Raw genomic sequence first — 12,717 nt, 5'->3', positions numbered from 1 at the left:
CTCCCGCTCCCATGGTAGATATCAAATATTCCAATAGGGCTTTGTTGCCCTAATTTTTTCGAGCGATATGTCAGTCAGTCATGACAGTCATTCAATGAAAGGGTGAACCGGTATGGAAGTTGGTTTGCAAAAACAAGAAGGTGAGAAGCTGATGTACGTCGTTATGGCCACACTGGCCTTATCGGCGATGAGCGTGCTTATGTTCAACTTGGTGCTTCCACAAATTCGCGAACAATTCTCCGTTACAAACGCACAGGTGAGCTGGGTAACCTCGTCCTACACGCTCATTTACGGAATCGGAACGGTTGTTTACGGCAAGTTGGCCGACCGTTTTCGGCTGAAGAACCTGCTAACGTTCGGACTGCTGTTATTCGCCGCAGGCTCGTTAATCGGTCTCGCTGCACAAAGCTTCTGGATGGTTCTTGTGGGAAGATGTATCCAGGCTGCCGGCGCCGCCAGTATTCCAGCAAGCGCGATGCTGATCCCGCTCCGATATTTTCCTCCCGAACGCAGGGGGACCGCTATGGGGACCGCATTCATGGGATTGGCGATTGGCAGCGCGCTTGGACCGGTGTTGTCCGCCTTTATCCTAAGCATTCTCCATTGGAAATGGTTATTCTGTTTTCCCTTCTTCCTTCTGTTGACCCTGCCTTTCTATCGGCGTTACCTGCAAGAAGATGCGCGACAACCACAAGGGAGTATGGATTGGCTGGGTGGGGCGCTGCTCGCAGCTGCCGTGACATTACTGCTGCTTACCGTTACGTCCGGTTCGCTATGGTCGGCGATTGGCGGCATCGTCGCCTTAACGCTGTTCATCGTTAGAATCCGTACCTTCACGCCCCCCTTCATTGCGCCCGGGTTGTTCCGTAACCGCAGCTATACCTTAGGCGTTACGATTACTTTCTTGTTCAGCAGTATCGGCTTTTCCTTGCATTTCCTCAGTCCGTTGTTACTGGCGCAAGTCAACAAGCTTCCAGCCAGCTTGATCGGCTTCGCGCTCGTGCCCGGTGCCATCGCATCAGCCATTTGGGGCCGAAGAGGAGGGAAAATTGCCGACACGAAGGGCAATGCTTCTCTTTTCAGTATCGCATCCGGGTTGTTAATCGCTTGCTTCGCATTGCTGTCTACGTTAATCGGGTTCTCTGCCGTCTATATCGCCTTGATTCTTATGCTTGGTCACGTGGGTCTGACCTTCGGCATGATCGCGATGTCGAACTCGGTATCCAGAACGTTGTCGAGTGAGCAGAGCGGGGTCGGAATGGGAATGCTCAGCATGATGAATTTTATCGGCGGGTCGGTGGCAACGGGGATTTACGGAAAACTGGTCGACTTTGAACAAGTTAAGCCATGGAACCCTGCGGCTCTTCATTCGGAAGGAGCGATCCACGGCAACATTTTTCTCGTCCTTACGATTGCTATTGCAGCAATCTTATGGATATATCAAATCAATTTTAGGAGGAATGCTGTATGATGAATATCGGTATTATTGTAGGAAGTACTCGCCCGGGGCGCCACGGAGAGGCCATCGCCCGTTGGGTTTATGAAATCGCGAAACAACGTAAAGACTCGGTCTATGAAATTGTAGATATTGCTGATTATCGACTACCGTTTCTCGACGAACCGATGCCGGCTGCATTCGGTAGCTATACCAAGCCGCATACCAAAGCATGGTCGAAAAAGATTCAACAATTCGATGGTTTTATCTTTGTTACACCCGAATATAACCACTCGATTCCGGGCGCTCTTAAAAACGCCATTGATTATTTGTATTTGGAATGGAATAACAAAGCGGCGGGGATCGTCGGATACGGTGCGGCCGGAGGGTCGAGCGCCGTAGAAAGTTTGAGAATGATTCTGGCGGAACTGCAGATCGCCGATGTACGCAGTCAGGTCCGTATCTCGCTCCAAACGGATTTTATCAATTTTGAGACGTTCCATCCTGCACCGTACCAAGAAAAATCGGTCACATCGATGCTGGATCAAGTCGTTTCGTGGGCCTCGGCGCTGAGAACGATAAGAGTCTAGCTCAGCTTACATCATTAAGGAGCGGTTGCCCTAGGGAATCCGCTCCTTTCGTCCGTCTCTGCAAATTCAATGCATCGAGTTGTAATGATAACGACTGATCTTCTCGCTTATTTCATTCTCTACATATTCAATTGCCATCCATCGGGTACTTTTTTAACCATCCTTTTTCCCCAGGGTTTCAAATATGAAATAATAACTAAGAAAATTAATATCGAAAGAGATCTTCTCCAATAGTTCTTGTGTCAACCAGTCTAACCAATCTAACTCCATTTCGTAGTATGACCTGAGAAACCTTATATTGGCTCGCCTTCCAAATTTGAACCCCTTACATGAAATTTCGGGGCTTTATTATTTCGCCGGCAAAAGCCCCCTCCTGATACCGCATTTTCAGTTCAGTATAACAATTATAATCGTAATCTGGTAATATATAGCATTGAAGGAAGTGAAGCTGAGAATCGACATTCTCAAGCTGTTTGTCCGGATATGAAATTAATCTCTGAATTGGAGTGTATAATGGATATATTTAATAAGATGATTCCGATTAGAATGGTGAACAAATCAACTACAAATCAAAAAGTCTTTTCAATAGTAATTGCAATGATTACCGGAATTATTATGGGTTTGGCAGCAAAACTTGTGGATGATCCTAATATCAACCCAATATTTGACGATATCGGTGGACGTCTTGGTATATGGGTATTTGCTGCGACAATTTTATCGGTTTACAGCTACTCACCCAAATTGGCTGCTGTAAAAGTATTCGCCTTTTTTGCGTCGATGCTTACGATTTATTATGTTTACACAACGTTTGTGCTGCATTTTTTTCCAGAAAGAGCCATTATCTTTTGGGGGATATGCGCGGTATTATCTCCTATTTGTGCTTATATCATGTGGTATGCGCGTGGAAGAGGATGGTTTTCTAATTTTATCTCAGCCCTTCCCATCACAATATTGCTGTCAGAAGGGTTTAAATTACGCGACGCTTATTTACCCATTCACCATCATTACTATTTAGTACCATGGCTTATGGGAGTATATCTAATATTGATCGTTGTTTTGTTACTTATCATTCCGAAAAACAAAATGCAAATTTGGGTCATTCTGCCAACAACTATTATATTATCTTTAATCATGTTAAATTTTAATATTTTGGGCCGGATATTTGCCGGAATGAACGGTGTATTGTAAGGCGTGTTCTGATTTTCATCCCTGTCAAATGGAGTTGATGAAATGGAGTTCGTTGAAGATAGATTATATGCAGAGCAATTGTTGAATGCTGCGGCAATATCAAATCCGGGAACTTGGGTTCAACACTCGATAAACGTGGCAAGAGCGGCGGAATATATAGCTATAGACTTACAAAAGTCAGGGTGCGAAATTGACCCCAATATAGCTTATACCAGTGGACTATTACATGATATCGGTCGGTATGTAGGTTATACCCCATCGGTTATTCATTCGTTGGATGGGTATTTATTTATGATTAATAAAGGCTACGAGGGAACAGCAAATATTTGCGTTACGCACTCATTTCCATCAACCAACTTAGAGGCAGTTAATGGTTGGAGGGAAATTCCTTCACACATACAGATACAATTATATGAAATACTTAATCAAATCGAATGGACTATCTATGATAAACTAGTCACATTATGCGACGCATTAGCTGATGATAAAGGATTTTCAACAATAGAAAAGCGAATTGTTTCGGCTGCCATTAGAAATGGAATCAATTCTAATTCGCCAATTTTATGGAAGAGTTACTTCAGTATTAAGCAAGAAATTGAGAAAGTGATTCAAAAATCAATTTACAGGCTGCTTCCTAATATTGAGGAATCTATTTATACGGATATCGCGTTAATAGGAACAGTAAGTAAATAACAAAATTTCTTTCAATATCTCTTTTTATATGCTATGTATTCTTCTTGTTTCTTTTATTTGTTCAATGTGATGATAAGAATGATTGATATCGTGATTTAATGCGTCCCTTACAGTCGCCGTTCCATTCTGATGAACTAGGATACGGTCCAAGGAGTTAGGGATGATCTTGCATAAGTACGATATGTATTCCCGAATAGTACTAAACAGCTGAACTTCGATTCTAATATCTCTTTGATTATGATTCATTGATTGATTCCAAACGTGTGCGTCGAACTCATTAAAGAAATACTTCTCGCCGGTATTAGCAAGTGCATATCGATTAATTTGGAAATAGTTTAGATCGCATTCAACAATATGATGCACTATTTCCCTTATGGTCCACTTGCCTTCCCCTCTAGATAAATCCAATTCTCTATCGTCTAAGCCGTCTAATACCTCCATGAGTATCCTGGCTGCTTCCCTATACGTTTGAATTACTTTAAAATCCTCTTCTTTCATAAAATAACTCCTTTGTTCGGTTTTCAGGATTTATGCCGATTTCACATTACGTTTCGTATTCATGAACCCTTGAAAATTAAGGTCAGCAAAAGTATTTATTACCGATAAACGTTCAACTATTCTTCTTCCATTGTTTTAATGAGCTTCAAGGGCTTCGAACCCATTGATTGGGTAATGTATTCCTAAGGGTGGCCCAATTCATAATAAGGCCTCATTACATGATCTTTTAATGAAATTATATCATAAGTTTCTGAGCTTAACCTTCGTGAACTTTCGCATAACGTACTGGGTATTCACCAACTTCAGCGACTGAAAACGTCCGCGACGCCGTTGTGGGTACTAGTATTGTTTCCCGAATCTACTTCCCCGAAAATCCTCTTGGCGACCGAGGGAATAATGGACCAAAATTGCTCCTCGTTATATGTTTCCAACGCCTCGCCAGGTAAATATTCCGTTAATGAATAGCCGGTTTTGGACATTAACTCTTTTTCCTTTGTTGGAATAAGCCTTCCTTGAATCCATCCTAGATAAGGACAGCCGGACTTTCATCGCCCCCCTACCCTACTTGTGAATTGGAATATGTCCTTTTGATCCCGACCAACTTCCTCATGTTCAATCCAATCATCCCAATTGTTGTTAGGAATTGTTATTGACGATGATGATGTTAAGGATGTATTATAAACTTAAATTAAGGGTCTCCCCCAATTTTTATATTCCATACTATATATTTTTTATCCTTTCAACTCAATTAAGTATGGTTTATAAACTTAAATGTATCTGGAATTAATGACGAAAGAAGTGTGATTACTAGCAATGCAAGTACATTTGCCCAGTACGATTCGGAAGATGAACAAAGAAATCGTTCTGAACATCATTAAAGATTCAGGACCTCTATCCCGCACTGAAATCGCCAAACAATCGGGCATCACGAAAGCAACCGTATCCGACATCGTCAAGGATCTGATTGAGGAAAGACTGATTTATGACGAGAAAGAGGAAACCGATTTCAGCAAGCGGGGCACCAAGCTTCATTTTTCCAAGAATGCCGCCTATGGGGTTGCGATTGATTTGGGCGGGACATCCATTCATTTCGGACAGTTCAATTTAGCCGGGGAATGCATCGCGGAACAGACCGTCACTACCTATCCCCTCTCGACCAGCCAAGCTTTCCTGGAACAGATGGCAGCGGATTTGAAAGCCTTTCTCCAACAATCGGGACAGCCGATAGAGCGTCTTTCCTTTATTGGTATAGCTACTCCGGGGATTATCGATCCCGTGAACGGCGTCGTTTTGGAAGGCTCCCCTAATTTGCCCGAATGGAAGAACGTTCAGCTAGCGCAGTATTTTAACGAGGTGTTTCATGTCCCTGTCACGATTGAAAATGATGTGCGCGCAGCGCTTGTCGGCGAGATGTACGAAGGAGCTCTTCAAGACTTAAGCTCCGCTGTATTGATCGGGATCGGCACGGGATTGGGTTCTGCCGTGCTTATTGATGGCAAGGTGATACGCGGCGCCAGAAACGCTGCCGGAGAAATCGGATACATGGTATTTCACAACCGCCATTTGTATGCCCCGTCGGATAAAGGACATTTTGAAATGATCTGTTCCGGTTCCGGGCTGGAGGCCGCTGCCCTGGCTTTATACAACAAAAAACTCTCGGCCAAGGAAGTGTTTCGTCTAGCGGAGCAAGGCGACTTGCAGGCCAAGTATTTGGTCGATCAATTTGAGGATCATTTGGCGATGGGCATCTTGAATATCATAGCACTATTGAATCCGGAAAAGATTTTGTTGATGGGCAGCGTCACCAAATCATTATCTCTGGAACAACTGAAGCGTAAGGTACGTCTTCATGCTTCCGATGTAACGGACGTAGCTATTGAAATTTCTAATTTGCAGCATCATTCCGCTTTGCAGGGCATGGCCTTGTTAGGCTTGAATCAAGCCTTCCCATCTTTACAATTTCTGAAGGACAAACAACTTTATTAATAAGGAGCGTGGGTTCAAATGTCAGGCATTCAATTGCATCCTCACGATATTATAGATGAAGGTATGCCGCAAATTATCGCCTACATTCATAAATTGAAAGATGTTAAATATGTTTTTCCCGAAGTGAACACGATCTTCGAAAGAAACCCTTATCCCGTTGGAAAATTGCCCCGAAATCCAGTACGCGATGTCGTCTTCGGTACAGGCACAATGCATGCGATTCTGCCTTCCTATGAAGCTTCCGGGCTCGATCAACGCCGGGAGCCGACACTGTCTGCAGAACGCGATCCGCTGATGATCATTAAGGAAGCGATGCAGGACGAGCCATTCGAAGTGATTCCTTGGTTGAATATTTTGAACGGCCATTTCGAAGGGGATCTGCTCGCCAACAATTTGGTCACGGATGTTTACGGGCAGGTCATCCCCCACTGGCTGTGCCCGAATGCACCGGATGTCATTGATTTCTGGGAGAAGGCGTTCGTGGATTTGTATCGGCGCTATGGCTTCACCTCTTATATGATCGATCGCATCCGTTATCCGGATTGGGCCGGCGAGGAAGTGAATCCCAGAGGACTGCTTACCTGCTTCTGCTCCCATTGTCAGGAGAAGATGGCCCGGCAGCATTTAGATGTGAATGCGATTAAGGAAGCACTGCAAACCTGGTCTATGAAATTAAAAGAAAAGCAGTTTGATGATGCCGTCTCTCATGCAGAGCAAAACGCACATATTCAGGCATGGATATCTTTCCGCCAAGAAAGCGTTTCCGGTTTTGTGGGACGGTTGATCGAGCGGGTAAGAAAAGTCAATGACGCCTTTACGATATGGTTGGATCTATGGCCGCCCGCCTACAGTTGGATGCTCGGGCAGGATTATGCCGGCTTAACGAAGCTCTCCCCCGCCTTGAAGCATTTCCCTTATCACAAGCTGGGCGGTGGTGCCGATGTGCAGGGGTTGATCGGCTATCTGGCCGATACCGAGCAGGAGCAAGAGGAAGCCTTCAGCGCGTTCAAAAGGTTCTTCCATCTGCCCTATGATTTATCTTACAAAACCTTTCAAGAAGAAGGCTTCCCCATTCGGTTCGTCGCCGATCAAAATAACATCGTGCGTGCTCAATCCGATCCGAACACACGCATATTCAGCGGTATTCAGATGTGGAATCTATCGCCGTCCAATTTGATAGAGGCGGTGAAGGCCGGCGAGAACAGCGCCGCGGACGAGCTTCTCTATTATTGTTACGGTTGGGCTGCGGACGAATTGTTCGACGCCATTCAAAGTTATCGGGAGAAAGGAACGAACTAATCATGCAGAAAATACAACGGCCCATTATATTTTTCCTCATATTCGCCACCATGTTTGTGTTAGGCGGTATCCAGAACACGAAGGGCATCATCTTAGAGAAAGTGCAGAACGATATCCAACTGGATATCAGTCAAGTGGGCGTCATGGTTTCGGTGTTCCAGATCGGATTTCTGCTGGCCAGCCTGATCGCCGGCATTTTGGCGGACCGCAAAGGCATTAAAGTGGCCATGAGCATCGGTACCGCACTAATGATGATCGGTTTAATTGGAACGGGGGCTGCCTTTACCGTTGCCTTCTTTCTAGGCTTCTATCTGATGGTCGGGCTGGGCATCGGGGCGATGACCGTGTCGGTGGCTACGCTGATCCCCATTTATTTTAAAGAACGCGCAGGCGTGATCTTCAATTTGGCCAATGCCTTGTTCGGCGTAGGAATGATTGTCACTCCGCTAATACTCAATGCCATCTTTGCTCAAAATATAAGCTGGCGCTTCTTTTATATCGGAGTTTCGGTTGTGATTGCGATTATTTTATTTGCGCTGCTCTCCTTTAAACCGGCACAACCCTCCTCTGCTCAAGGTCAAGATAAAGTGACGGTCAAATCCGTACTGCAGCTATTTCAAGATCGCCAAATTTTGCTTGTTATATTATTCATTCTGTTCTATGTCGCGGCAGAAGCCGGGTTCCTGAATTTCTTCCCGATTTTCTATTCGTCGCTCGACATTGCCGGGATGGATGCCGCGCAGAAATCGTCTACTGCGGCCTATATCATCGCAAGCTTCGCTTTCCTGTTTACCATCGGCCGTTTTGTAGGCGGCATTATCATTTATAAGCTCGGCGAAAGACGCACCCTTATTGCTTTCTCGCTATTCGCGCTGCTGTCTCTGATTGTTGGACGTATATTTATGACCGAATTCAGTTATTTAATGATGCTGTTCGGTCTCGCCATGTCCGTCCTGTTCCCGACTGCACAAGGCATTGCCTCGAAGCTGACGCAGCAAGCCGGTTCCTTGCAAGGCCTCATCTATCTCGCCTCCGGACTCGGCGGAGCCGTCGTCGGCGTTGTGATCGGGCAAGTCTCCAAAACGTTCGGCATCGGCAACGGGTTTAATTTGCTTATCCTGTTTACCGCCATCATATGTCTGCTCGCCTTCCTGATCCGAACTCCGAAGGTGACCGATCAGTAAAGAAAAGATCATACGGAGCATTTTCATAATGCTTTAGCCCGACGAAACAAGCTAAAGACTTATCCCAAGAAGAGCGAGATTAGTGGTCAACATCCGCTAACACTCGCTCTTTCTCTAACCGACTGGCTGCAAACTTATGTGAATACATACTGATAAAACTGTTTCTGGATGTCTCTGGACCAACGTTTCGCCATTAACGTTGAAATAACTTAAGGATATCGAGATTATCAGTTACACAAATAAGTTTTTCTTTATAATCACAGTTTTTTATAAAATGTGGAAGCTTCTCGAGATTGTACTTTTTGTTCCACTCTATTAGGTTTCTAACACTTTCAAGAGACTCTCGTTTTTTGCTTCCAACTCTCCCTGTAATGCGTTCTTCATATCGTTTCCATATTCTTGTTTCTTGGACAGACAGTGGAGTCATAATTACAATAATCTTGTCGGCAGCTAAAAAACTCGGTTCTACCCATGATCTGTATACACCTTCAATGATCCAAGCGTCGTGACTCACAATCTCTTTAAGTTTTTGATCCCGTAGTTCCTCTGAAGCCTTCACCCCATAAATATCTGCTTCATTATCCCAAAAAATATCGTCTAAATCATAATGTGGAATATTAAATTGTTGACTTAATAATTCTGATACATATGACTTACCGCTTCCTGAACCACCAATAATATGTATTCTTATGACAGTCCCCTCCTATCAGATTTTTAATATATTTATCATTTTACCCGACTCTTTTCCTTTGCGGCCTAGTTTTCTTAGTCCATTATAAAGTACTTGATCCTTACTTCCAAATGAAGTATATTCATTTTAGATTGACATTACTGCAGGTCTAAATAAGGAGGAGCCATGTCACCACGTACCAAAGAACAGAATGATGCGATCCGGGAGATGCGGATGAACCAAATTATGCAAGCGGCTGCGGAAGTATATTTGGAGAAGGGCATTCAATTGGAAATACGCGATGTTGCGGTCAAGGCAGAGCTCGGCTACGGAACCGTGTATCATTACTACAAAAATAAGCACATGCTTCTGGAAGATTTACTGTGGGATGCTCTGAATCGGACAGAGTCGGCAGTAATGCCTGCTTTGACAGGAGTCGGCGGCGGTTTGCTTAAAGCTGAGTCGTTCTCCGGGCTGCTCCTGCGGGAGTGCATCCAGGATCCTTCCGTCTTTATTTTGCTTAAAACGGTTGCGGATAATTTCCACCACTTCCCGGGAAACCGGTTCAGCAAGCTGTTTGCCGATTTTCAGGAACGGATTTATTTGCCCTTTGTGGAAATGATTCGTGAAGGATTCGGTTCCAAATCGCCGGAGAAAACAGCTAATCTGATATTTGGCTCGCTTGTTGGCTGCGCAGCATTGAACATCCACCACAATATGCGGAACGAGATGGATGTGGAAGGGTTCGTCGATATGATTTTTTCAGGCATACAGTTAAAGGAGAGATGAATGGAAATGGTCATTCTGAAATCGAGAGCAGAAATTGAAGAAATGAGAAAAGCCGGCCGAATTGTCGCTGCTTTTCATCAAGCAATCGCAGATATGATCCAGCCGGGTGTCACGACGCTCGATATCGAATCTTTCGCGGTGCGGTTCCTGAAGGAGAATGGCGCCAAGGCTTATACGATAGGCTATAACGGCTATCCGTTTGCGACATGTGCGTCTGTCAACGACGTCATTGCGCATGGTTTTCCGAGCGGGAAGCCGCTCAAGGAAGGCGATATCGTCAAAATCGACATCGTCGCGGAGGCGGATGGCTGGATCGGGGATTCAGCCTGGTGTTATGCGGTCGGCGAGGTGTCGGAAGAAGCCCGTAATCTGATGCGGGTAACGAAGGAATGCTTATATCTTGGTATCGAAAAAGCTGTCGTCGGAAACCGGATCGGCGATGTGATGCACGCGGTTCAAACCCATGCTGAGCGAAACGGATTCTCGGTAGTGCGTGATTTGCTTGGTCATGGCGTAGGAAGGGAGATGCATGAGGAACCTAATTATCCCCACGTCGGAAATCCGGGCAAAGGATTCCGCTTGAAGGAAGGGATGGTTTTTACGATCGAGCCGATGCTAAATGCCGGAACAGCGTTAATGACGATTGATGCCGACGGATGGACCGCCAGAACCGCTGACGGCTCACTTTCCGCACAGTACGAGCATACGATCGCCATTACTGCGGATGGCCCGGTTATATTGACCGCACAATAGAATTTTCAATCCTTTTCATGGGATATTTCTTGAGATATGATTACTGTTCAAATCCTTCGAAATTGCATCGCCAATCAGACACCCATGCGGGAAAGTACCCTATTCGGTGAGCTACTCTCTGTGAAGCAATGTTACTGGCGATTACGTCATAACTCGGTATCTCTCCACGCCCCAATATTTCAAAAGTTAACCTGTTTACAAGATAACTAGCCAATCCCAAATTACGATATTTGGGTAATACTTCTATGCCAATTTGCCACAGTTTTGCACAGGTTTTGCTTGCTCCAGCCACACCAACAATTTCCCCATCTCGCTTTGCAAGCACAGCTAGATCCGTCTGCCAGGGAAGATTCGTATCGTATATAATAGCTTCATTGAATCTTGTAACATCAAATAAACTGACCACTTCTTCTCGCTTAATCCGTTCAAATGAAAAAAAATTCGGCGGTGATATTGGCTTTATTCTTTTTACATCAGGCAGAAAATGCAAGTAAAGACCTCTGATAAATGGTAAGGAGAACACGGTATCCCTGTTTTTGCCCTGCATCTGTGTTTTGGCAATTAACAACCGTTCGGGTGTAGCCGATACTACAATTGATTTCCCCATAGACACAATTTCGAAATAACGTGCCTTCCTTGGAAATGGTCTGCGTCCGGGATTTTCCTTGGCTTCAACAAAAATAATGCTGTCCTTTTCGCCGTTCAGATCATCGATTGAGCAATTAAGGTCAATGGCAAGTTGTGATTGCACAATGAACAGCATTTCTTCTTGTGTCATAATCATCGCTACCCTTCCTTTCGTTTCGGAACTCAACGTAGCTCGTTATTCTTCTGATACTTCCAAGTTAAATATGGCGCGTCGGTTTTCCCCCTCCCTTATCGTTTTGCGCCGTCGTGGTCGCATAAATAACATACAGTTTTAACCCGAAAATGAATAGACTAAATTTTTTAAATAAGCGATTATGGAACTCTTACTGATCTACCGGATGGAAGGTTTTGGGTAGAATCGTTTATACAAAAGTGGTACATTATTTGGGAATCAATAGCGCAGAGTGTTCGGGTTCGATACGTGTGGTTGAGATAACGCGTAAGTCGGAATACACTTTTAGTTTGAGAGGGTTCAGTATGGACAAGAATTCGGTATATAGAACAAATATTATAGGCGCCGGCGAGGTTGGCAGCGCTGTCTCGGTCGACATGGATAAGAATTATGTGCATAAAATTAACAGTTTTTATTGGGATACAAAAGGAAATGACTTCTTAGGAGCAATCGTGCTTCCTTTATATGGAGCATATGTCTCAGAAGAAAAATGCCGGCTTTTTGGCGACGTCACCGGGAAAAAGATGCTGGAGATAGGCTGTGGAAACGGTCAATCCTTGCAATATCTGGGGGAACGCAAAGCATCCGAACTGTGGGCTGTGGACATATCTGAAAAACAAATCGAAAAAGCAGCTCAACATTTGAACGCATGCGGCCTATCAGCAAAATTTATCTGTACTCCCATGGAAGAAGAATGTGGCCTGCCAGTGGATTATTTTGACTTTGTTTATTCAACCTGAATCCGTGATCTTTAAAATCAAAATAGCTAGATAAAGAAAGGAAATCAATGATCGATGGAGAAATAGTAGGAT

Annotated in this window: 12 protein-coding genes and 1 pseudogene; 10 read left to right on the top strand and 3 right to left on the bottom strand. The window is 44.5% G+C overall.

Annotated features, from left to right (window positions below; genetic code table 11):
- The first annotated feature begins 112 nt into the window (after positions 1–112).
- The 4 genes from FS806_RS16885 to FS806_RS16870 all read left to right on the top strand — a co-directional run bounded on the left by FS806_RS16885 (position 113) and on the right by FS806_RS16870 (position 3,906).
- Positions 113–1,471, top strand: a complete 1,359-nt coding sequence (locus FS806_RS16885; RefSeq protein ID WP_144938983.1) for an MFS transporter — start codon at positions 113–115, stop codon at positions 1,469–1,471.
- The gene (locus FS806_RS16880) at positions 1,468–2,025 is read left to right on the top strand and encodes an NADPH-dependent FMN reductase (protein ID WP_144938981.1); all 558 of its coding nucleotides are present in this window, start codon (positions 1,468–1,470) and stop codon (positions 2,023–2,025) included. The genes FS806_RS16885 and FS806_RS16880 overlap by 4 nt, the downstream gene beginning before the upstream one ends.
- 513 nt (positions 2,026–2,538) lie before the next feature.
- A complete protein-coding gene (locus tag FS806_RS16875; protein WP_144938979.1) occupies positions 2,539–3,213 on the top strand; it encodes a hypothetical protein in 675 nt (224 codons plus the stop codon).
- Between the two features lie 42 nt (positions 3,214–3,255).
- Positions 3,256–3,906, top strand: a complete 651-nt coding sequence (locus FS806_RS16870; protein ID WP_144938978.1) for an HD domain-containing protein — start codon at positions 3,256–3,258, stop codon at positions 3,904–3,906.
- Positions 3,907–3,930: 24 nt separating this feature from the next.
- On the opposite strand, the gene FS806_RS16865 is transcribed toward FS806_RS16870, so the two are convergent.
- Positions 3,931–4,404 (bottom strand): DinB family protein, encoded by a 474-nt coding sequence (locus FS806_RS16865; protein WP_144938976.1) that lies wholly within the window; start codon positions 4,402–4,404, stop codon positions 3,931–3,933.
- 813 nt (positions 4,405–5,217) lie between these two features.
- Between FS806_RS16865 and FS806_RS16860 the strand changes: the two genes are divergently transcribed.
- The 3 genes from FS806_RS16860 to FS806_RS16850 are packed head-to-tail and all read left to right on the top strand — an operon-like array spanning position 5,218 to position 8,873.
- Complete coding sequence (locus FS806_RS16860) at positions 5,218–6,390, top strand: ROK family transcriptional regulator (protein WP_144938974.1); 1,173 nt, start codon at positions 5,218–5,220, stop codon at positions 6,388–6,390.
- A gap of 18 nt (positions 6,391–6,408) precedes the next feature.
- Entirely contained in the window at positions 6,409–7,689 is a 1,281-nt protein-coding gene (locus tag FS806_RS16855; RefSeq protein ID WP_144938972.1) for a hypothetical protein, read from the top strand.
- Between the two features lie 2 nt (positions 7,690–7,691).
- A complete protein-coding gene (locus tag FS806_RS16850) occupies positions 7,692–8,873 on the top strand; it encodes an MFS transporter (protein ID WP_144938970.1) in 1,182 nt (393 codons plus the stop codon).
- 193 nt (positions 8,874–9,066) lie between these two features.
- Here the strand turns inward: FS806_RS16850 and FS806_RS16845 are convergent, their stop codons facing one another.
- Positions 9,067–9,432, bottom strand: coding sequence for a P-loop NTPase family protein (locus FS806_RS16845; protein ID WP_144938968.1), 366 nt, complete (start codon positions 9,430–9,432; stop codon positions 9,067–9,069).
- A 297-nt stretch (positions 9,433–9,729) separates the two neighbouring features.
- On the opposite strand from FS806_RS16845, the gene FS806_RS16840 reads away from it, so the two are divergent.
- Together FS806_RS16840 and map are read left to right on the top strand one after the other, a co-directional pair.
- Positions 9,730–10,332 carry a TetR/AcrR family transcriptional regulator gene (locus tag FS806_RS16840; RefSeq protein ID WP_144938966.1) on the top strand — a complete coding sequence of 201 codons (603 nt, stop codon included), beginning with the start codon at positions 9,730–9,732 and terminating at the stop codon, positions 10,330–10,332.
- Positions 10,333–10,338: 6 nt separating this feature from the next.
- Positions 10,339–11,085 (top strand): type I methionyl aminopeptidase, encoded by a 747-nt coding sequence (gene map / locus FS806_RS16835; RefSeq protein WP_144939029.1) that lies wholly within the window; start codon positions 10,339–10,341, stop codon positions 11,083–11,085.
- Positions 11,086–11,125: 40 nt separating this feature from the next.
- Here the strand turns inward: map and FS806_RS16830 are convergent, their stop codons facing one another.
- A complete protein-coding gene (locus tag FS806_RS16830; RefSeq protein WP_260982136.1) occupies positions 11,126–11,869 on the bottom strand; it encodes a GNAT family N-acetyltransferase in 744 nt (247 codons plus the stop codon).
- 341 nt (positions 11,870–12,210) lie between these two features.
- Here FS806_RS16830 and FS806_RS16825 point away from each other — a divergent pair.
- Positions 12,211–12,639 (top strand): annotated as a pseudogene (locus tag FS806_RS16825) (class I SAM-dependent methyltransferase); the annotation flags it as partial.
- Positions 12,640–12,717: the final 78 nt, after the last annotated feature.

The organism is Paenibacillus sp. 32O-W, from assembly GCF_007679495.1.
In the GTDB taxonomy this organism is placed as follows: domain Bacteria; phylum Bacillota; class Bacilli; order Paenibacillales; family NBRC-103111; genus Paenibacillus_L; species Paenibacillus_L residui.
This window is presented reverse-complemented; position numbering and strand designations above follow the sequence as displayed.